Here is a 20,796-nt window from a genome sequence, read left to right as displayed (position 1 = left end):
GCAACGCGGACGAAAGGCTTGCCCCATGGATCACTTCCTTTATCGCAACGGTCACCTGCATGCCGAGGAAGTACCGCTGTCCGACATTGCGGCCGCGGTGGGCACGCCCTTCTATTGCTATTCAGCCGCCACGCTGACGCGCCATTACACCCTGTTCAAAGACGCGCTGAACCCGCTGCCGAACCTTGTCTGCTTTGCCATCAAGTCGCTGTCGAATGTGGCAGTGCTGAAATTGCTGGGCGATCTGGGCGCAGGCATGGATGTGGTGTCAGGCGGCGAATACCTGCGCGCCCGTGCCGCCGGGGTGCCCGGGGATCGCATCGTGTTTTCCGGCGTCGGCAAGACACGCGAAGAAATGCGGCTGGCGCTGGAGGGCGGCATCCGCCAGTTCAATCTGGAAAGCGAACCCGAGATGCGCGCGCTGTCCGAAGTCGCCGCTTCCATGGGGGTCATCGCACCGGTCACCGTTCGGGTGAACCCAGATGTGGACGCAAAGACCCATGCCAAGATTGCCACCGGCAAAAGCGAGAACAAGTTCGGCATCCCGATTTCCCGCGCCGCCGAGGTCTATGCCGAAATCGCCCGCCTGCCGGGACTGAAGGTCGTGGGGATCGACGTGCACATCGGCAGCCAGCTGACCGAGCTTGAACCCTTCGAACAGGCCTTCCGCAAGGTGGCCGACCTGACCGAAACCCTGCGCGCACAGGGGCATATGATCACCCGGCTGGATCTGGGCGGGGGCCTGGGCATTCCCTATACCCGGTCGAATGAGGCCCCGCCCCTGCCCACCGATTATGGTGCGATGATCAAACGTACCCTGGGCCATCTGGGCTGCGAGATCGAGATTGAACCCGGGCGGCTGATTTCCGGCAATTCGGGCGTGCTGGTGTCGAAGGTGATTTATGTGAAGAACGGCGAAGGCCGCGATTTCCTGATCCTGGATGCCGCCATGAACGATCTGGTCCGACCGTCGATGTATGACGCACATCATGACATTGTGCCGGTGATCGAACCGCCGCCTGCAAGCCCCAGCCGCGCCTATGACGTGGTTGGCCCGGTCTGCGAAACCGGGGACACATTCGCCAAGGGCCGCGACCTGCCGCTGATGGCGGATGATGATCTGGTGGCCTTCCGCTCGGCCGGGGCCTATGGTGCGGTAATGGCCAGCGAATACAATACCCGTCCCCTGGTGCCCGAAGTGCTGGTGAAAGGGGATCAATTCGCTGTCATCCGTCGCAGACCGAGCTTTGACGAAATGATCGCGCGCGATAGCATACCCGAATGGCTGTAACGCCCGGCCAGCACGGCTGATTTGACCGGAAGGTGACGGAGGGGATGGCAAGACCAGAAACCGCACAAGTCCTGCACCGCATCCGTTGGCCGCTTCGGCTGACCTGGGCGGGGCTTTGGGCGGAACGGCTGTCGCGCGCCTTCTGGCCGCTGTGGTCCATCCTGCTGGCGGTACTGGCGGCGGCTGCGCTTGGTCTGGTCGATCTTCTGCCGCTGGAGGCGGCATGGATGGCGCTGGTCTCGGCCTGCGTCGGCGCGGTTTGGGCGCTGTGGCATGGCTGGCGCGGCTTTGCGCCCCCCCGGCGCAGCGACGCGCTGGCGCGGCTGGATGCGGCCTTGCCCGGGCAACCGCTTTCGGCGCTGGCCGATGATCAGGCGATTGGCGGCAACGATCCGGCCTCGGTTGCGGTGTGGCAGGCGCATCGCGCCCGCATGGCCGCCCGCGCCGCCTCGGCCCGCCCGGTGCAACCCGATCTGAAACTGGCCCCGCGCGATCCCTTCGGACTGCGCTACATGGCGCTTACGGCACTTGTGGTCGCGCTGATCTTCGGTTCGGTCTGGCGCATTGCCAGCCTGGCCGATCTTGGCCCCGGTCGGGCCGAGGCGATGATGGCCGGCCCCAGTTGGGAAGGCTGGGCCCGGCCGCCTGCCCATACCGGCAAACCCGCGCTTTATCTGAACGACCTTCCGGCCGGCCCGCTGACCCTGCCGCAGGGCAGCGAGATCCAGCTGCGGTTCTATGGCGATATCGGCGCGCTGACCCTGTCGGAAACCGTGTCCGCAAGCACCCAGCCGCAGCAGGCATCGGCGCAGATACAGGCATTTTCCGTGGCCCAAAGCGGGGCGATTGCGATTGTCGGGCCGGGCGGGCGCGAATGGCAGGTTTCGGCCCTGCCCGATGCAGCGCCCAGCGTGGCCATCACCGGCGAAGCCACGCGGGAACGCGATGGCAAGATGCGCCTGCCCTTCCGGGCAGAAGATGATCACGGCATCAAGGCCGGGCTGGCGACAGTCACGCTCGATCTGGATCGGGTGGATCGCCGCTTCGGTCTGTCGATTGAACCGGAACCGCGCGCACCATTGACGCTGGATCTGCCCCTGCCGATCAGTGGCAACCGCGCGGTCTTTGAAGACGCTCTTGTCGAAGACATCTCGCAGCACCCCTTTGCCAATCTTCCGGTCAAGGTGCGGCTGACGGTCGAGGATGCTGCAGGCCAGTCAGGCGCCAGCGATGCGCTGCAGATGACCTTGCCCGGCAAGCGTTTCTTTGACCCGCTGGCCGCTGCGATCATCGAACTGCGGCGCGATCTTTTGTGGAACCGGGCCAACGGCCCGCGCACCGCACAGGTGTTTCGGGCGCTGACCCATCTGCCGGATGGGCTTGTGCGGGACAAGGCGACCTTTGCCCGGCTGACCGAGGCCCTGAAAACCCTGTATCGCGATGCCGATACCCTGACACCCGAGGCGCGCGATGCACTTGCCGCCGAATTGTGGGAAATCGCCCTGCTGGTGGAAGAAGGCGACCTTGCGTCCGCCCGCGACCGGTTGCAGCGCGCGCAGGAACGGCTGAACGAGGCGATCCGCAACGGGGCCGATCCGGCCGAAATCGCCGAACTGATGGATGAACTGCGCGAGGCGACCAAGGATTACATGCAGATGCTGGCCGACCGCGAGGCCCGCAATCCCGATTCCGACCGCGCCGAAAATCAGGAGCGGATGGAGGTCACCGGCGATCAGATTCAGGACATGATGGATGAAATCCAGCACCTGATGGAAGAAGGCCGGATGGCCGAGGCCGCCGAGGCCATGGCCATGCTGCAGCAGTTGCTGGAAAACCTGCAGATCACCGAAGGCGGCCCCGGATCGGGCGGCCCCACGCTGCCCGGCATGCGCGATTTGCAGGATACACTGCGCGACCAGCAGGAACTGTCGGATGAGGCCTTTCGCGAATTGCAGCAGGGGCAAGGTGGGCGACAGCCTCAGGACGGCGACGCTCAAGACGGTCAGGGAGACCGCCGCAGCCTTGCAGAACGGCAAGAGGAATTGCGCCGTCGGCTGGAAGGGGTGGATACCAATCGGCTGCCCGGGCCCGGCACCGAAAGCGGCGAAGAAGGCCGCGAGGCGCTGGAAGGGGCGGAACGGTCGATGGAAGAGGCGGAACGCGCCCTGCGCGACGGCGATCTGTCCGGCGCGCTGGACCGGCAGGCCGAAGCCATGGAAGCATTGCGTGACGGGTTGAAAGCCTTGGGCGATGCCCAGCGGCAGAATGATCGCGCCGATCGCGGGCAGGCCAATACGCCCGAAGGCACCGCACCTGCCGATCCGTCACGCGATCCGCTGGGCCGCGAAAATGGGCGCAGTGCGCGCATTGGCGATGATGGCAATCTGGGCAAGGGGCAGGATGTGCAGCGCCGGGCGCAGGAATTGCTGGACGAAATCCGCCGCCGGTCAGGCGACCAACAGAGGGCCGAGGGTGAACGCGATTATCTGCGCCGCCTGCTGGACCTGTTCTGATCCTGCGTGCAGGGCCATGGCCCTGACGGGATCAGGCTTCCAGTGCGGCCACCGCCTTCAGCATCAGCCCGTCAAGCCATAGCCGGGCCATGTCGATCAGGCCGACATAGGATTTCAGCACCGGGGCAAGGGCGGGCACCAGAAGCTCCAGCCGCGGCGCCATGGCATAGGTCACCGCCATCACCAGCGCGATCACCATGGCCAGCGCAAACCCGGATCCGAAGCCCCCAGAGGCCCGACGGCCTTGCGACAGCGGGGGCATGTCTTCCTCTGCCGTCAACTCCTCCGACGGCCGCAGGGTGGAATTGATTTCCTCGATATCCGGCAGCAGATCGCGGCCCTTTGCAGGCCGGGACAAGGGCTCCGGCCCCGGAATCTCCGGTTTCGCCTCGGTGTCGATGCCCTTCAATTCCGCGATGCGGCGGGCCGCAGCGCTGACCGGCGGGGCGGCCGCCATGGTGTCCAGCCCCAGATCGCCCTGCACTTCCAGCGGGCTGGTGGCCTGCGCTTCCCGTGTCCGGGCCTGCGCCTCGCGCTCAGCCTCTTCACGCAACACGGCCATCAGGCTTTCGTCGATGCTGCGGCGCGGGGTTGCAGGGGGTTCTACCGGTGCGGCAGCCAGGGGTTCCGGTTCAGGGGCGGGCTCAGGCTCGGTAACCGGCTGCAGCGCCCCGTCATCCCATTGCGGATCAGCTGCAGGCGCTTCGGGTGGCAGATCGAACAGGTTTTCTTCAGCAGCCTGTTCCGCCAGTTGCGCGGGCGACATCTGAAACCAGGCATGGCCACAATTGGAACATTGCACATCCCGCCCCTCATCCGGGATTGCATCATCGGCAACCTCGTATTGCGCGTCACAATTGGGGCAAATCAGGCGCATCGCTACCGCTCCTGCCGGTTTCCGGCTTGTCTCTGTTTCCGTTGTAGCAACGAAAACCCGTAACTCCAAGCGCAAGAGGCATGTTTTTCCGTCGCAATTCAATGACAGACCGTTGAATCCGCCGCGCCCTTGCGCGATTGTGCGGCGCGATTGCGGAAGGTGCGGCAGGTGATTTCATTCGAGAACGTGGCCTATAGCTATGGCGGGGGGGAATTGCTCTCCGACATCTCTCTGCGGCTTGCGCCGGGATCGTTCCATTTCCTGACCGGGCCTTCCGGTTCGGGCAAATCGACCTTCCTCAAGCTGTGCTATGCCGAACTCCTGCCGACTGTCGGCCATGTCACCGTCTTTGACCGCGAAGTGCGCAGCCTGAACCGCGATGATGTCTCTGACATCCGACGCCGCATCGGGGTGGTGCATCAGGATTGCCAGTTTCTGGATCACTTGCCGCTTGCGTCCAATGTCGGCCTGCCGCTGACCGTATCGGGGCGCGAGATCGACAATCAGGATCTGGGCGATCTGCTGGCCTGGGTCGGGCTCAAACATCTGGCCGATGCGCTGCCCCCCTCGCTGTCTGGCGGTGAACGGCAGCGCGCAGCACTGGCACGGGCCATCATCATGGGTCCCGACATCATCCTTGCCGATGAACCGACAGGGAATGTCGATTGGGAAATGTCGTTGCGCCTGCTGCTGCTGCTGGTCGAACTGAACCGGATGGGCAAGACCATCGTGGTCGCGACCCATGATCTGAACCTGATCCGGCAGGCCAAATCGCATCTGGCGGCGCGGGTCCTGCGCATCCGCAACCGCCGCATTCAGCTTGCGGGGGCCGATCTGTGAAGCTGCGCCAGAAGATTGCCTTACGATTGCTGGGCGACCGCCAGTCCGACCGGGTGGTGCCCCCCTCGGGCCATACGGCATGGCTGACAACCTTTACCGCAGGGGCGATGACCTTTCTGGCCGTCTTTGCCCTTGCGCTGTCGCTGGCGGCAGGCCGCATGGCCGATCGCTGGTCCGAGGCCTTGTCCCGCACCGCCACCATCCGCATTTCGGCCCCCGCTGATCAGCTTGACCTGCAGACCCGCGCCGTGCTCGATCTGCTGGCGCAAACGCCGGGGATCGAGGCTGCGCGGGCGCTGTCCGATCAGGAACAGCGCGATCTGCTGGACGACTGGTTCGGCCCCGACCTCCCTCTGGAAACGCTGAACCTGCCCCGGCTGGTGGAACTGACCGAAACCGGCAGCGGCTATGATGCCGAAGGCCTGCGCCAACGCCTGAGCGCCGAGGCCCCGGGCGCAGTGCTGGACGATCACACCCGATGGCGCCGCCCGCTGGCCGTTGCCGCCGGACGGCTCAATCTGCTCGGGATCCTGTCGATGGGGCTGATCCTTGGGGCCATGGCCGCCATGATCACCCTTGCCGCCAATGCGGCACTGGCCGCCAATGCCCAGGTCATCCGGGTGCTGCGGCTGGTTGGTGCGCGCGACAGCTATATCGCGGGGGCCTTCGTGCGGCGCTTCACCTTCCGCGCTTTCGGCGGCGCAGTGATCGGGGCGCTGGCCGGCACATTGGGCGTGGCCTTCCTGCCTGCGACCGATGCGGCGGGCGGCTTCCTGACCGGCTTGGGCTTCACGGGCCTTGGCTGGTTGCTGCCCCTGTTGCTCCCGCTTCTGTCAGCGACCACAGCCTTTTTTGCAACCCGCGCCGCTGCGCGCGCCAAACTGCAGGAACTGACCTGACATGCGCCGGATCCTTCCTTTGCAATGGCTGCTATCGCTGGTGTTCATCCTGCAAATGTATGTGGCGATGCTGGTGCTGGGGATCGTCTTCCTGATCCCGGCCCTGATCGACCGCCGCCACGCCCATACGGCCTGCCGCAGCTTTTGCGTCTGGGTGCGGCTGACCCTGCGCCTGCTGTGCGGGTTGCAGACCGAAGTCCGCGGCCCAGTCCCCAGTCACGAATGCCTGATCGCCGCCAAACACCAGAGCTTTCTGGATATCATCCTGATCTTCGGCGCCGTGCCCCGGGGCAAGTTCATCATGAAAAAGGAACTGGTCTGGGCCCCGGTGCTGGGCTGGTATGCCCTGCGGATCGGCTGTGTCCCGGTCGATCGCGGCAAGCGCGGCGCGGCCATCGTCAAGATGAAGGCCGATGTCGCCTCAGGGGCGAGCATGCCCGGCCAATTGATCATCTACCCGCAGGGAACCCGCGTCGCGCCGGGTGTGAAAGCCCCCTACAAGGTGGGCACGGCCCTGCTTTATCAGCAACTGGATCAGGATTGTGTCCCGGTGGCCGCCAATGTCGGCCTGTTCTGGCCCAAACGCGGCATTCTGCGCAAACCCGGGCTTGCTGTGGTAGAATTCCTGCCCGTCATCGCGCCGGGTCTTGAAAATGGCGCCTTCCTGGAAAAGCTCGAATCCGACATCGAAACCGAATCTGACCGTCTGGCACTGCAGGCGACCTGAGGCCCCGTCCCGCAAGGGACAGGGCCGAGGCAAAAGGCTTGCGGGCAGACCAAAGGTCTGCCCGCACCGCCAGATCACCGATGTAACTGGATCAGGCAGCCAGGCCCTTCGATCCCATATCCAGGAATTTCTGCCGGCGTTCCTTCACCAGCGCGTCAGGCTTCTTGCCCGACAGTTCCTTCAGCATGGTTTCCAGCGCCTTGCCGACGGCCTCGATGGTTTCCTTGCGATCGCGCTGCGCGCCGCCCAGGGGTTCCTTGATGATCCGGTCAATCACACCCAGCTTTTGCAGGTCTTGCGCCGTCAGGCGCAGCGCCTCGGCGGCCTCGCGCATCTTCTCGGCATCCTTCCACAGGATCGAGGCGCAGCCTTCGGGCGAAATCACCGAATAGACCGAATGTTCCAGCATGGCGATGCGGTTGGCCGTGGCAAAGGCCACCGCCCCGCCCGAACCGCCTTCGCCGATCACGACCGAAATCAGCGGCACAGCGATCTGCAGGCATTTCTCGGTCGAGCGCGCAATCGCCTCGGCCTGGCCGCGTTCTTCGGCCCCCTTGCCCGGATAGGCACCGGGCGTATCCACCAGCGTCACCACCGGCAGGCCAAAGCGATGCGCCATGTCCATCAGCCGGATTGCCTTGCGATAGCCCTCGGGGCGTGCCATGCCGAAATTCCGCTCGATACGGGATTTCGTGTCATTGCCCTTTTCGTGGCCGATCACCACGACCGGCTGATCGTTGAACCGCGCAAGGCCCCCCATGACCGCATGGTCATCGGCAAAGTTCCGATCCCCCGCCAGCGGCGTGTATTCGGTGAACAACGCGTCGATGTAATCCTTGCAATGCGGGCGGTCCGGGTGGCGGGCCACCTGGCATTTGCGCCAGGGCGTCAGGTCCTTGTAGAGGTCCTTCAGCAGCGTTTCGGCCTTGCGGTCCAGCGCCGCCGCCTCGCGCTCCACATCCATTTCCTTGTTGGCGCGCGCCAGAGCCCGCAGCTCTTCCGCCTTGCCTTCGATCTCGGCCAGCGGCTTTTCGAATTCCAGATAGTTCATCGGGTACTCCCCAGGAGGCACGTCGCGGAAACGGCTTCCTATATGGCTGTCCCGGGCCGAAGATGCAACTCGGCAAGATTTGCAACACGGATGCAGGGCAAAAGAACGGGGCAGGAGACAGAACCATGACCGAACCGCTGGCCCGGCGCATGATGCGGGTGATCGACCATATCCATGACCATCCGACAGCAGACCTGTCGCTTGATGCGCTCGCCGAAGTTGCCGCGCTCAGCCGGTTTCATTTTCACCGGCTGTTCCGCGCGCTCTATGGCGAAACCGCCTCCCAGATGGTGCGGCGGATGCGGATGCATCGGGCGGCAGTGGCCCTGCGCGCGGATGGCACGTCGCTCAACCAGATTGCGCGCAGAGTGGGCTACCCGGATCGGGCCAGCTTTGCGCGGGCCTTCCGCGAAAGCCATGGCCTGTCACCTGCTGCCTATCGTCTCCAGGGCGGCCCCCTGCCGCTTCTGGCCCACCCAAAAGAACAGGAACCCGGACCCATGCCAGACGTGACACTCACCACACATCCCCCCCGCCAGCTTGCAGGGCTGCCCCATCAGGGCAATTACCAACTGATTGGCCGCGCTTTCGAAAAGCTGGCCACGCTCATTGCTGCGCGGGGTGTGGCCACCATGCCCGATGGCATGTTCGGCGTGTACTATGACGATCCTTCCTCGGTTGCCGAAGGCGATTTGCGCAGCCATGCCGCCTTCGAAATTCCGGCCGACACCCAGATTGCGCCCCCGTTGGAGAAGCTCGCCTTGCCGGGCGGCCCGGTGGCAGTCCTGCTGCACCGCGGGCCCTATGCCACGTTGCCCGAAAGCTATGATCTGTTGTTTCGCGGCTGGTTGCCGCAATCCGGGCGCGAACCGGCAGACAGCCCCTGCTACGAACATTATCTGAACAGCCCGGCGACGACGCCACAGGATGAATTGCTGACCGAAATCTGCCTGCCGCTGGCCCGCTGATCGGATCACAGCTGCACCTGCGCTGGACTTCAGGCACAGAAACGGCAACGCCCCGCAGCAAGGCTGCGGGGCGTGCTCCTCCCGTAGTGCCGCCGGGGGCCTCCTCTCCCCGCTGGCGGCGCGGGTATCGCTTTTTCGGGCGATGAAACATTAAGCTTTTGTAACACAAGATTGCGCCCAGATGCGGCAATCTGTCAACGATTCATCAGCCCTTGGGCACAGATGGCGGGCTGTCAGCCCGCGAACAACTCGGCCTGACGCACGATCACCTCGGCCTGACGCATGCTGGCAATATCGATCAAGCGCCCCTTGTAGGTGGCAGCACCCTGCCCTGCGGCCTTGGCGGCTTCCATCGCGGCCAGAATCTCACGCGCCTCGGTCACTGCCTTTTCCGATGGGGTGAAAACCTCATTGGCCAAGGCCACCTGTTTGGGGTGGATCGCCCATTTACCCACCATACCCAGCGTGGCCGAACGCAGGGCCTGCGCCCGGAACCCTTCATCATCGCTGAAATCGCCAAAGGGCCCATCGACGGGCAGAATGCCATGGGTGCGGCAGGCGGCCACGATCGCGGCCTGCGCCCAGTGCCATGGGTCGGACCAATACTTCGCACCTTCGCGCAGCATGTAGTAGTTATCCTGCGTGCCCCCGATGCCGGTGGTCGCCATGCCCATGCTGGCGGCGAAATCGGCAGCGCCCAGGCTCATGGCCTGCAAGCGCGGGCTGGAGGCGGCGATTTCCTCGACATGCGCGATACCGGCCGCGCTTTCGATTATGACCTCCAGCGAAATACGCTTTTGGCGGCCCTTGGCGGCCTCGATCGCGGTCACCAGTGCATCCACGGCATAGACATCGGCGGCACAGCCGACCTTGGGGATCATGATCTGATCGATCCGTTCAGACCCGTCTTCCAGCAACTCCACCACATCGCGATACCAATAGGGCGTATCCAGCCCGTTGATCCGCACCGACAGATACTTGCTGCCCCAATCCACAGAATGCGACGCGTCGATGATATTGCGGCGGGCCTGTGCCTTGTCATTCGGGGCGACCGAATCTTCCAGATCAAGGTTGATCACATCGGCGGCGCTGGCGGCCATCTTCTCGAACAGGGCCGGGCGCGACCCCGGGCCGAACAGCTGGCACCGGTTCGGGCGGGCGGGGGCGGCAGGCTGGAGGCGGAAGCTCATCGTCAGACTCTCGGCAAGGAAATTTCAGGATTGATGCGCCAAGCGTTAGATAGTTGCGCGACCGAAAGCAAGCCTGATTTGCAATCGCAGCATCCCGTCTGGCATTTGCGCCGCAGGGCAGAAACTGCATTCACGCTTGACCTGCGCGCGGCGCTGCCGCAAACCGCCTTGCAATCAAGGGCTGCGCAAGGGGGCAGGACATGACCCGCATCGTTTATGTAAATGGCGACTGGGTGCCAGAGGCCGAGGCGAAGGTGTCGGTCTTTGACCGCGGCTTTCTGATGGCCGATGGCGTTTATGAAGTGACCAGCGTTCTGGACGGCAAGCTGATCGATTTCGAAGGCCATTGCCTCCGGCTGGATCGCAGCCTGTCAGAACTGGAGATGACCAACCCGCACAGCAACGCCGAATGGCTGGCGATCTTCCGCGAGATCGTGGCCCAAAACGGCATCGTGGATGGCATGGTCTATCTGCAGGTCACGCGCGGCAATCCGGGCGACCGCGATTTCGCCTATCCGGCAGCCGATCTGCCGCCGACGGTGGTCCTGTTCACCCAATCCAAGCCCGGTCTGGCAGACAGCCCGGCGGCGAAAACCGGCTGGAAGGTGATCTCGGTCGAGGATATCCGCTGGGGCCGCCGCGACATCAAGACCGTGCAACTTCTCTATCCGTCGATGGCGAAGATGGCTGCGAAGAAGGCAGGCGTTGATGATGCCTGGCTGGTGGAAGACGGGTTCGTCACCGAAGGCACCTCGAACAACGCCTATATCGTGAAGGGCAACCGGATCATCACCCGTGCGCTGTCGTCCGACATTCTGCACGGCATCACCCGGGCCGCCGTGCTGCGCTTTGCCGCAGAAGCCCAGTTCGAGGTGGAGGAACGCAACTTCACCATCGCCGAGGCGCAAGAGGCTGATGAAGCTTTCATCACCTCAGCCAGCGCCTTTGTCATGCCGGTGGTGGAAATCGACGGCGCGGCCCTGTCGGGTGGCAAGGTCGGCCCGGTGGCCACGCGCATGCGCGAACTCTATCTGGATGAAATGCGCCGCGCCGCGCTGTGATCCTGCGATGGCCCGGGCCGCCCGATGGGGGTGGCCCGGCGCTCAGCCCTGATCGGGATCGTATTTCGCCATGCCAAGCTTGTAGGCGATCTGTCGCAACATGCCATGAAAGGTGCGCACCTCTGCCGTGGTCAACGGCAGGCGCGACCACATGTTGCGCAAGCTGACCTTCATGCCCGGCGCCTTGTCGGGCGGGAAGAAGAAGCCCGCCTGTTCCAGCCGTTCCTCGAAATGCCGGGCCAGCGCCTCGATCTCATGCGCCTTTGCCGGTTCGGTTCGGGCGAAGTTCATCACCTCGGGGGCGACTTCGGTGGTCTGCCGTGCCCATTCATAGCCCACCAGCAGCACACATTGCCCCAGGTTGAGCGACGGGAATTCCGGGTTCACCGGCACCGTGATGATCGCATTGGCCAGAACCACATCTTCGTTTTCCAGCCCCGCTCGTTCTGGCCCGAACAGGATGCCGACCCGCTTGCCCTGTGCGGCCAGAGCGCGGGCATATTCCATCGCGCGTTCCGGGGTCATGACCGGTTTGGTCAGTTCCCGCGACCGCGCCGTGGTGGCAAAGACGAAATCGCAATCCGCAATCGCCGCAGGCAGGTCATCAAACAGCCCGGCACCATCCAGCACCCGCCCCGCCCCGCTGGCCATGGCCACGGCCTTGGGGTTGGGCCAGCCGTCACGCGGGCCGACAACACGCATCCGCGTCAGGCCGAAATTCAGCATAGCCCGCGCGGCAGCTCCGATGTTTTCGCCCATCTGGGGCCGCACGAGGATGATGGCCGGTTCGGTCATGACACTTCCGTTTCCAATCTGATGCGGCGCAGATACGCTGCATGGGGCGGCAAAACAAGGTGCTGGCCCCGCCGCCAAAAGTAGCCAAGCCGCACAAAACCCGCTAAGGACGCGCAAACCGCTTGCAGGAACCCCCATGTCCGAAGACCGCCCGCAAATCTATCTTGTCACCCCGCCCGAATTTGACCTTGAGGTTTTCCCCGCGCGTCTGGCCGCCGTGCTGGACGGGATCGAGGTGGCCTGTGTGCGCCTTGCGCTTGCCTCGCGCGATGAGGACCGGCTGGCACGCGCCGCCGATGCGCTGCGCGAAGTGGCCCATGCCCGCGACGTGGCGCTGGTGATCGAACAGCATGCGCTGCTGGTGGAACGGCTGGGTCTGGATGGGGTCCATCTGACCGATGGCGCGCGCAATGTGCGCAAGCTGCGCAAGGATCTGGGCGACGATGCGATCATCGGGGCCTTTTGCGGGGTCACCCGCCATGAAGGCATCAATGCCGCCGAAGCCGGGGCCGATTACTGCGCCTTTGGCCCGGTCGGGGAAACACCGCTGGGCGACGGGTCGCGTGCCGGGCTGGAGCTGTTCCAGTGGTGGTCGGAAATGATCGAAGTGCCGATTGTGGCCGAAGGCGCGCTGACGGCCGATCTGGTGGCGCAGCTTGGTCCTGTCACCGATTTCTTCGGCTTTGGCGAGGAAATCTGGCGTGCCGACGACGCCGCGGCCGCGTTGAAAACCCTGCTGGCCCCGCTGGGTTGATTTTCACCTGCACTTTGCGACATGAAAAGGGGGCCTTCCGGCCCCCTTATTGCGATCAATGCACCCGGACCTCGGGCGGTGCCTTGCGGCCCGAGGCAATCACCCGGTCACCCAGAATCAGCCCCTCCGGCCCTGCAGTCACCGACAACTCGCTGCCATCCAGCACTTCGCCCGACAGCAGCATTTCGGCCAGCGGGTCCTGCAACTGGCGTTGGATCACCCGTTTCAGAGGTCGTGCGCCAAAGACCGGATCATAGCCTTCTTCAGCCAGCCAGGCCTTGGCGGCATCATCGAGCGCAAGCGTAATCTTGCGCAGTGCCAGCCGCTTTTCGAGACGCCGCAACTGGATCTCCACGATCCCGCCCATGTCGGCCCGGTTGAGCCGGTCAAAGATGATCTGTTCATCCAGCCGGTTCAGGAATTCGGGCCGGAAATGCGCCCGAACGGCCTCCATCACCTCGGCCTTGGCCGCGGTGACATCGGCTCCATCGGGCAGTTCGCTCAAGGACCGCGCCCCAAGGTTTGACGTCAGGATGATCAGCGTCTGCTTGAAATCGACCGTCCGGCCCTGACCATCCGTCAGGATGCCGTCATCCAGCACCTGCAGCAGCACGTTGAACACATCCGGGTGGGCCTTTTCCACCTCGTCGAACAGCACAACCTGATAGGGCCGCCGCCGCACGGCTTCGGTCAGCACGCCGCCTTCGTCATAGCCGACATAGCCGGGCGGGGCGCCGATCAGACGACTGACCGAGTGCTTTTCCATGAACTCGCTCATGTCGATCCGCACCATCGCGCTGTCATCGTCGAACAGGTATTCCGCCAGCGCCTTGGTCAGTTCGGTCTTGCCAACGCCCGTGGGACCAAGGAACAGGAACGATCCCAGCGGTTTGTTTTCATCCGACAAACCGGCACGCGACCGCCGCACGGCCCGGGATACGGCCTCGACCGCCGCGCGCTGTCCAACAACCCGGCGACCCAGCTCGTCCTCCATGCGCAGCAGTTTTTCCTTCTCACCCTCCAGCATCTTGGTGGTGGGAATCCCGGTCCAGCGTTCGACCACCTCGGCGATCTGTTCGGGCCGTACGGCCTCGGCCACCAGCGCATCGCCCTGCTTGGCCTCGGCTTCGGCCAGCGATTTTTCCAGCCCGGGAATCCGGCCATATTGCAGCTCGCCCGCGCGGGCGAAATCGCCCTCGCGCTTGGCTTGCTCCAATTCGGCGCGGGCGCGGTCCAGCTGTTCCTTCAGATCGCGCGCCTGTTCCAGCGTATCCCGCTCGGCCTGCCATTTCGCAGTCATGCCGGCAGATTGCTGTTGCAGATCGGCCAATTCCTTTTCCAGCTTTTCCAGCCGGTCCTTGGAGGCCGCGTCATCTTCTTTCTTCAGGGCCTCGGCCTCGATCTGAAGTTGCAGGATCTGGCGGTCCAGCGCGTCCAGCTCCTCGGGCTTGCTGTCCACTTCCATGCGCAACCGGCTGGCGGCCTCATCCACCAGATCGATCGCCTTGTCGGGCAGGAAACGGTCGGTGATATAGCGATGCGACAGCGTCGCCGCAGCCACCAGCGCCGAATCGCTGATCCGCACGCCGTGGTGCAGTTCATACTTTTCCTTGATCCCGCGCAGGATGCTGATGGTGTCTTCCACCGTCGGCTCGCTGACCATCACCGGCTGGAACCGCCGGGCCAGGGCGGCGTCCTTTTCCACATATTTGCGGTACTCATCCAGCGTGGTGGCCCCGATGCAATGCAACTCGCCCCGGGCCAGGGCCGGTTTGATGAGGTTGGCCGCATCCATCGCGCCATCTGATTTACCCGCGCCCACCAGCGTGTGCATCTCGTCGATGAACAGGATGATCTCGCCCGCCGCCGCCTCGATCTCTTTCAGGATGGCTTTCAGCCGTTCCTCGAATTCGCCGCGATATTTGGCCCCGGCAATCAACGCCCCCATATCCAGCGCCATCAGTTTCTTGTTGCGCAAGCTTTCGGGCACATCGCCATCGACAATGCGCAGCGCCAGACCTTCGGCAATCGCCGTCTTGCCCACGCCCGGCTCGCCGATCAGCACCGGGTTGTTCTTGGTGCGGCGCGACAGAACCTGCATGGCGCGGCGAATTTCCTCGTCGCGGCCGATGATCGGGTCAATCTTGCCTTCCGCCGCCGCCTCGGTCAGGTCGCGGGCGTATTTCTTCAGCGCCTCCATCGTATCCTCGGACGAAGCACTGTCAGCGGTGCGGCCCTTGCGCACCTCGTTGATCGCGGCGTTCAGGCCCTGTGCCGTGACGGCACCGGCCACCAGAGCATCCTTGGCGCGGGTATTCACCAGTGCAAGCGCCGTGAGCATCCGCTCCACCGGCACGAAGGCGTCACCTGCCCTCTTCGCCACCGTCTCGGCCTCATCCAGCACCCGTACAAGGCTGGGGTCGATATAGGCCTGCCCGTCACCGCCCGTTACCTTGGGTTGCTTGCTGATGAGCGCATTCACCGCTTCGGTCACGCGCGCGGGTTCGCCCCCTGCCTTGCGGATCAGGTTCGCGGCCAGCCCCTGATCATCATCCATCAGGGCTTTCAACAGATGTTCGGGCAAAACGCGCTGATGGCTTTCACGCATCGCGATGGTCTGGGCGGCTTGCAAGAAACCGCGCGACCGTTCCGTGAATTTCTCCAAATTCATCGGTCATTTCTCCTTTCAAAAGCGCCCGTTCGTCGGAATGCCCGTCTGGCGGCACATCCCCTTCAAGGGCCTCAAACCCAAGATGGGCAAGACAAGCCCGGCCCGCAAGACGGGCAAACCCCGGCGGGGGCGGAAATTTTGCGGCGGATTGTCGCCACCCGGCCCTGCCCCCGTCACGGTGGGCGGAGCATCGCCCGTCGCCAGCGCAGGTTTGGGCGAAACCCCGACACCCGATGGGCAGCGTGGCCAAAGCGGCTTGCGGGCAAGGCGCGCGGCCCCGATCCTTGCGGCCACCCTGATCTCCGAGGCTCCGATGCAGCACCTGTTCCGCCCCGTCCTACACAAGGCCCGCCTGCAGGATCTGGCCCTGCATGTAGGGCGCAGCGGGCTATGCCTGAACGACCCCTGCCAATTGCAAACCGAACCGGCAACCGGGCTGATGGTTCATGCCCTGATCGACAGGCCCTTTCTGGGGCTGATCCCACGCCGAACCCGGGTACGGCTGGGCTGTCTGGGTCCGCGTGCCAAGGCCTATCTTGCACCGCATCTGGAAACGGGCGCGCGGCTGCGCCTGCGAATCGTCGGCTTGACACCGGAACATCTGGCCGGGCCGGAGGGGCCTGAAATCAGCGTTTCAGTCTGGAGTGACCAGCTGCTTCCTGCACCGTCGGGGCAAGGCCATATGCGATAGACAGGCAGGCCTATCCGACCGGGTAGGGCATTTCGCCGATTGCGATGCAGCGCGGGTCCGCACGCAATGCTAGAAAGAGGTCACACCAGATGAACGCTCACTACGGAGACAGGCCATGACCCAGATGACCCACCGCATCGCCCGCACAGGTGCCGCCCGTCACAGCCTGCCCGATGTCCAGCGCCTGCAGGTCAGCATCTTTCAGGAACTGCGCCACCGTGAAGAAGCCCGCGCGGCCAGCGCCTCTGGCGCATCCGTGAAACAGCGCCGCAAGCTGCTGGGCGGTCTGTTCCACACGCTGGCCTGCGGGGCATCGGGCCTGTGCCCGACGCTGCACTGATCGCCTGAATTTCCCATACGCTTCGCATCCAACCTCTGTGTCCAAGTCCCTTCTCCGATGCGCGGCGGAGGGGCGCCGGTTGCCCCAATCGCCGGCGCCCCGCCCTTATCTCGATCGATTGATCGCTCAGGCCGGCGCGTAGCGCGCAAAGGCGAAAGCCCTGCCATCGGGTGCCCAGCACGGCACGTTCAGGGTTCCCTGCCCCCCGAACATCGCAAACAAACGCCGCCGCGCAATTCCATCCGGCGCCATGATCCACAACTCTACCGGCAGATCGCGCGGATGGCCTTCTGTGCTGGGCGGATAGGACAGATAGACCACCCAACGCCCACAGGGCGAAGGATGGGGAAACCAGTTCACGCGATCATCACGAAACACCGGCACCGCATCCTGCCCATCGCGCGCCATGCGCCAGATCTGGGCATGGCCGGTTGCATCGCTGTTGAACCACAAATAGCGCCCGCAAGCGGAATAATCCGGCCCGTCATGGTGCCCGGGGTCATGGGTCAACAGCCGTTCCTGCCCGGTCAGCAAATCCATCTCGGCAATACGCAACTGCCGGTCGCCCCGCGCCGCCGCATAGGTGATCGTGGTGCCATGGGCACCGTGCCACCAGCTTGGCCGCCCGGTCAACCGCTCGGCCTGCTCCTGGTGGCCTTTGCGCAATCGCCAGATCGCCGGGCCTTCCGCATCATGCGCCGTAAAGACGATGCTGCCATCGGGCAGAAATCCATGATCATTGTTGCAGCGCAGCCCTTCGGGCGTGGCAATGGGCGACAGCCCTGCCGCATCGGCCCGCCAAAGCCGCCCATCGCCATTGACCAGAAACCAGCCATCCGGGTGCCAGTTCGGTGCCTCGATCAACCGCTCGCTGCGCAGGATCACCTGCGTCTGGCCCGTCAGCGGATCACATGTTTCCAGCGATGTGCGCCAGGATGCGGTCATTCCCGCGCCTTGGGGGTCAGCAGCTTTTTCGGCCGGATCGCCTCGGCCGCCTTGAACAGGCCGAATGTCTGATTGACGTAATTCACCACGCCGCCGATCTGTTCCATATATTTCTGCAGTTCCGGCGTGCGTTCTGCCTCGACCACCTGCACCGGACGGTCCGGGCCATTGCCTTCAAACTGCACATAGAACAGCGGTTCGCCGCGCTTCAGGATGATATCCTGCTGCGGATCGTGCCATTCAAAGGCCCACATCAGCGGACGCGGCCACACGTTCAGCGGAAAGCGCCCGCCAAAGATGGTGCCGGGCAGCGGATCGCGGCGATAATGCATGAAGGCCGACAGCTGCGTCACATAAACCAGTTCATCGGCGATGAAGCAGTAGGGCAGCGACAGCTGGATCGTTGGCCTGTCGGGGTAGCGCCACTCGGCCTCGTTCACCAGCGTCAACACCTCGCCCAGCTTGTTGGCGCGAATGGTTGACGCCACCCCGGCGCGGTTCACCAGATGGCCCTTGCCCTTTTCGTCGCGGCCAAAGCCGATATGGATGTCGAAAGGGCTCTTCACCATGAAATACCGGCTTTCCAGCTGGATCACGCCGGGGCAGCGGCTGGCCGATTTCGCATGGCTCTTGTTGGTCTGGCGGAAACTGACACGTTCGGGCGGATCATACATCACCGCACCCTTGTCGGATGTCAGGAACCAGCCAACGGTGATCGGACCGGACTGGGGGCCATCTTCGGGCCGGTCGAAGGAAACATGGAACTGCATGGGGCGCCTCGTTGAACTTTGGCCCGAATCGTTCACGTGCCGGGCGACAAAGTCAACCTGCGGTGCTTGCCCAAGGGAAAGGCCGGGGCAAATTGCCCCGGCCCCTGTTCTGCCCTTGCGGGCAGATATACCGAACCCGGATCAGGCGCGGACCAGCTTTTCGTAGTCGCCCGCGATATCGCGCACCAATGCGCCCACCTCAAAGGTGTAATCGCCGATCTGGCCCACCGGCGTCACCTCGGCGGCGGTGCCGGTCAGGAAGCACTGTTCGAACCCTTCCAGCTCTTCCGGCATGATATAGCGTTCATGCACGGTGATCCCCTTGGCGCGCAGCATGCCGATCACTGTCTGCCGGGTGATGCCGTTCAGGATGGCATCGGGGTTGGGGGTATGCACTTCGCCATCCTTGACAAAGAAGATGTTCGCCCCCGTCGCCTCGGCCACATAGCCACGGTAGTCGAAGAACAGCGCGTCCGAGCAGCCCTTGGCCATGGCCGCATGTTTCGACATGGTGCAGATCATGTACAGACCGGCGGCCTTGGCGGCGGTGGGAATGGTCTCGGGTGACGGACGCTTCCATTTCGCGATGTCGAGCTTGGCGCCCTTCATCTTGGCATCGCCATAATAGGCACCCCAGCTCCAGCAGGCGATGGCCAGCCGCACCGGATTGCCGATGGAGGCGACACCCATCTCTTCGCCCGCGCCCCGGAAGGCCACCGCACGCACATAGGCATCGGTCAGACCATTGGCCGCCAGAACCTCTTCCTTGGCGCGGTTGATCTGCTCCACCGTGTAGGGGATCGGCATGTCGAGCAATTCGCCCGATTTCAGCAGACGTTCCGAATGTTCGGTCGATTTGAAGATCTTGCCGTTATAGCAACGCTCGCCTTCGAACACCGACGAGGCATAATGCAGCGCATGGGTCAGGATATGGACATTCGCATCACGCCAATCCACCAGCTTGCCATCCATCCAGATCTTGCCGTCGCGGTCGTCATATCCAGCCATCATCGCCTCCAAGGCCGTTCGTTTTGCACAAGTTGCGCAGATCAGGTCCGCATCGGACATAATGTTGCGCAAAATCTGCCATCCGGCTAACAGTTGCGACTTGGAAAGTCAACAAGGCTGACGTAAATTCCCGAGGAAGTGAGGGAGGCAGCAATGAGCGATCCGGGGCATGGCGGCGAAAGCCTGCTGTTTCTGACTGACGAGCAGTTGCGCAAGGGCATCGAGGCGATGTTCTTCGCCTATCGCGGCTTTACCGCAGATCCCGACCGGATTCTGGAAAACCTCGATTATGGCCGTGCCCATCACCGGGCGATGCACTTCATCCATCGCAGCCCGGGCACGACGGTGAACAACCTGCTCAACATCCTTGGCGTTACCAAGCAAAGCCTGAACCGCGTCCTGCGCACGCTGATCGACGACGGTCTGGTGGAAAGCCGGATCGGCAAGGTGGACAAGCGCGAACGCCATCTGTTCCTAACCGAACGCGGCGCGGAACTGGAACGGCAGTTGTCCGATGCCCAGCGGGCCCGGATGCGGGCGGCCTATCGGGCCGCCGGACCGCAGGCCGTGCAAGGATTTCGCACCGTGCTGGAATCGATGATGGACCCGGAACTGAAGCGGCAATACCTGACCTTGAAGGAGGGCGGCGCATGAATGACCTGCAGGCGCATCTTCTTGTGGTGGATGATGACGAACGCATTCGCGGCCTCTTGCAGAAATTCCTGATCCGTAACGGATTTCTGGTCACGGTCGCCAAGGATGCCCCCCAGACCCGACGCCTGCTGGCCGGGCTGGAATTCGACATGATCATTCTGGACGTGATGATGCCGGGCGAAGATGGCATCGCCCTGACCCGCGATCTGCGTGCCAAGCTGAACGTGCCGATCCTGCTGCTGACGGCCAAGGGCGAGACACAGAACCGGATCGAAGGATTGGAGGCCGGCGCGGACGACTATCTGGTCAAACCGTTTGAACCCAAGGAACTCTTGCTGCGCATCAATGCGATTCTGCGCCGTGTGCCCGCCGTGAAACCGGAACAGGCCGGGCCCAAGGTGCTGCATCTGGGCGAGGTACGCTATGACATGGAACGCGGCGAACTGTGGCGCGGGACCGATCCCGTTCGCCTGACCGCGACCGAGGCGCAGTTGATGCGCATTTTCGCGGCCCAGCCGGGCGAGCCGGTCAGCCGCGAAAGGCTGGTGGGCGATCTGGGGCCGGATGACGGGCCTGACAGCGACAAATCGCAGGAACGCGCAGTTGATGTGCAGATCACCCGGCTGCGGCGCAAGATCGAGGCCGACCCCAAACAACCGCGCTATCTGCAGACAGTACGGGGTGCGGGCTACATGCTGCAGCCCGACTGACGCCTTTCCCCGCCCGCGCAAATCCCCTAAACGGGGCGCAA

The 20,796-nt window shown here is 63.8% G+C and carries 20 protein-coding genes; 12 read left to right on the top strand and 8 right to left on the bottom strand.

Translation table 11 applies throughout. The features are described from left to right. Positions 1-25: 25 nt before the first annotated feature. Together lysA and V6590_RS08385 are read left to right on the top strand one after the other, a co-directional pair. Positions 26-1,291, top strand: coding sequence for a diaminopimelate decarboxylase (gene lysA / locus V6590_RS08390; protein ID WP_335421873.1), 1,266 nt, complete (start codon positions 26-28; stop codon positions 1,289-1,291). Between the two features lie 44 nt (positions 1,292-1,335). After that, entirely contained in the window at positions 1,336-3,804 is a 2,469-nt protein-coding gene (locus tag V6590_RS08385) for a DUF4175 domain-containing protein (protein ID WP_335421871.1), read from the top strand. A gap of 31 nt (positions 3,805-3,835) precedes the next feature. Here the strand turns inward: V6590_RS08385 and V6590_RS08380 are convergent, their stop codons facing one another. Further along, the gene (locus tag V6590_RS08380; RefSeq protein WP_335421870.1) at positions 3,836-4,681 is read right to left on the bottom strand and encodes a zinc-ribbon domain-containing protein; all 846 of its coding nucleotides are present in this window, start codon (positions 4,679-4,681) and stop codon (positions 3,836-3,838) included. A 168-nt stretch (positions 4,682-4,849) separates the two neighbouring features. On the opposite strand from V6590_RS08380, the gene V6590_RS08375 reads away from it, so the two are divergent. From V6590_RS08375 to V6590_RS08365, 3 genes are read left to right on the top strand one after another with little or no spacing between them, the layout of a single operon-like run. Beyond that, positions 4,850-5,521 (top strand): cell division ATP-binding protein FtsE, encoded by a 672-nt coding sequence (locus V6590_RS08375; RefSeq protein WP_335421868.1) that lies wholly within the window; start codon positions 4,850-4,852, stop codon positions 5,519-5,521. After that, positions 5,518-6,420: a cell division protein FtsX gene (locus V6590_RS08370; RefSeq protein WP_335421866.1), complete on the top strand. Its 903-nt coding sequence runs from the start codon at positions 5,518-5,520 to the stop codon at positions 6,418-6,420. The genes V6590_RS08375 and V6590_RS08370 overlap by 4 nt, the downstream gene beginning before the upstream one ends. Position 6,421: 1 nt before the next feature. After that, positions 6,422-7,147 (top strand): lysophospholipid acyltransferase family protein, encoded by a 726-nt coding sequence (locus V6590_RS08365; RefSeq protein WP_335421864.1) that lies wholly within the window; start codon positions 6,422-6,424, stop codon positions 7,145-7,147. Positions 7,148-7,238: 91 nt separating this feature from the next. On the opposite strand, the gene V6590_RS08360 is transcribed toward V6590_RS08365, so the two are convergent. Further along, positions 7,239-8,198 (bottom strand): acetyl-CoA carboxylase carboxyltransferase subunit alpha, encoded by a 960-nt coding sequence (locus tag V6590_RS08360; protein ID WP_335421863.1) that lies wholly within the window; start codon positions 8,196-8,198, stop codon positions 7,239-7,241. A gap of 125 nt (positions 8,199-8,323) precedes the next feature. Here V6590_RS08360 and V6590_RS08355 point away from each other — a divergent pair, with 125 nt between their 5' ends. Next, positions 8,324-9,166 carry an AraC family transcriptional regulator gene (locus V6590_RS08355; protein WP_335421860.1) on the top strand — a complete coding sequence of 281 codons (843 nt, stop codon included), beginning with the start codon at positions 8,324-8,326 and terminating at the stop codon, positions 9,164-9,166. Positions 9,167-9,399: 233 nt separating this feature from the next. Here V6590_RS08355 and V6590_RS08350 read toward each other — a convergent pair whose 3' ends face one another. Further along, complete coding sequence (locus tag V6590_RS08350; protein WP_335421859.1) at positions 9,400-10,356, bottom strand: L-malyl-CoA/beta-methylmalyl-CoA lyase; 957 nt, start codon at positions 10,354-10,356, stop codon at positions 9,400-9,402. 200 nt (positions 10,357-10,556) lie between these two features. Between V6590_RS08350 and V6590_RS08345 the strand changes: the two genes are divergently transcribed. Then, the gene (locus V6590_RS08345) at positions 10,557-11,417 is read left to right on the top strand and encodes a D-amino-acid transaminase (protein ID WP_335421857.1); all 861 of its coding nucleotides are present in this window, start codon (positions 10,557-10,559) and stop codon (positions 11,415-11,417) included. A gap of 42 nt (positions 11,418-11,459) precedes the next feature. Here V6590_RS08345 and V6590_RS08340 read toward each other — a convergent pair whose 3' ends face one another. Next, entirely contained in the window at positions 11,460-12,212 is a 753-nt protein-coding gene (locus V6590_RS08340; protein WP_335421855.1) for an RNA methyltransferase, read from the bottom strand. 136 nt (positions 12,213-12,348) lie between these two features. On the opposite strand from V6590_RS08340, the gene V6590_RS08335 reads away from it, so the two are divergent. Continuing rightward, entirely contained in the window at positions 12,349-12,966 is a 618-nt protein-coding gene (locus V6590_RS08335) for a thiamine phosphate synthase (protein ID WP_335421853.1), read from the top strand. A 55-nt stretch (positions 12,967-13,021) separates the two neighbouring features. On the opposite strand, the gene clpB is transcribed toward V6590_RS08335, so the two are convergent. Continuing rightward, positions 13,022-15,637 (bottom strand): ATP-dependent chaperone ClpB, encoded by a 2,616-nt coding sequence (gene clpB / locus V6590_RS08330; protein WP_335421852.1) that lies wholly within the window; start codon positions 15,635-15,637, stop codon positions 13,022-13,024. A 37-nt stretch (positions 15,638-15,674) separates the two neighbouring features. Here clpB and V6590_RS08325 point away from each other — a divergent pair, with 37 nt between their 5' ends. Next, complete coding sequence (locus V6590_RS08325) at positions 15,675-16,328, top strand: hypothetical protein (RefSeq protein WP_335421850.1); 654 nt, start codon at positions 15,675-15,677, stop codon at positions 16,326-16,328. A gap of 115 nt (positions 16,329-16,443) precedes the next feature. Then, positions 16,444-16,668: a hypothetical protein gene (locus tag V6590_RS08320; RefSeq protein WP_335421847.1), complete on the top strand. Its 225-nt coding sequence runs from the start codon at positions 16,444-16,446 to the stop codon at positions 16,666-16,668. A gap of 126 nt (positions 16,669-16,794) precedes the next feature. Here V6590_RS08320 and V6590_RS08315 read toward each other — a convergent pair whose 3' ends face one another. The 3 genes from V6590_RS08315 to V6590_RS08305 form a co-directional block, all read right to left on the bottom strand. Continuing rightward, the gene (locus V6590_RS08315) at positions 16,795-17,613 is read right to left on the bottom strand and encodes a TolB family protein (protein ID WP_335421845.1); all 819 of its coding nucleotides are present in this window, start codon (positions 17,611-17,613) and stop codon (positions 16,795-16,797) included. Next, positions 17,610-18,383: a hypothetical protein gene (locus tag V6590_RS08310; protein ID WP_335421844.1), complete on the bottom strand. Its 774-nt coding sequence runs from the start codon at positions 18,381-18,383 to the stop codon at positions 17,610-17,612. The genes V6590_RS08315 and V6590_RS08310 overlap by 4 nt, the downstream gene beginning before the upstream one ends. A 141-nt stretch (positions 18,384-18,524) precedes the next feature. After that, a complete protein-coding gene (locus V6590_RS08305) occupies positions 18,525-19,391 on the bottom strand; it encodes a branched-chain amino acid aminotransferase (RefSeq protein WP_335421841.1) in 867 nt (288 codons plus the stop codon). Positions 19,392-19,544: 153 nt separating this feature from the next. On the opposite strand from V6590_RS08305, the gene V6590_RS08300 reads away from it, so the two are divergent. Both V6590_RS08300 and V6590_RS08295 read left to right on the top strand, forming a co-directional pair. Beyond that, entirely contained in the window at positions 19,545-20,045 is a 501-nt protein-coding gene (locus tag V6590_RS08300) for a MarR family winged helix-turn-helix transcriptional regulator (RefSeq protein ID WP_335421839.1), read from the top strand. Continuing rightward, complete coding sequence (locus tag V6590_RS08295; RefSeq protein ID WP_335421837.1) at positions 20,042-20,755, top strand: response regulator; 714 nt, start codon at positions 20,042-20,044, stop codon at positions 20,753-20,755. Before V6590_RS08300 ends, V6590_RS08295 begins: the two co-directional genes overlap by 4 nt. Positions 20,756-20,796 lie beyond the last annotated feature (41 nt).

Origin of the sequence: Gemmobacter denitrificans (genome assembly GCF_036964905.1) — a bacterium.
Classification (GTDB): Bacteria; Pseudomonadota; Alphaproteobacteria; order Rhodobacterales; family Rhodobacteraceae; genus Gemmobacter; species Gemmobacter denitrificans.
Note: the sequence above shows the minus strand (reverse complement) of the source record. Positions and strands in the feature narration are given on the sequence as shown.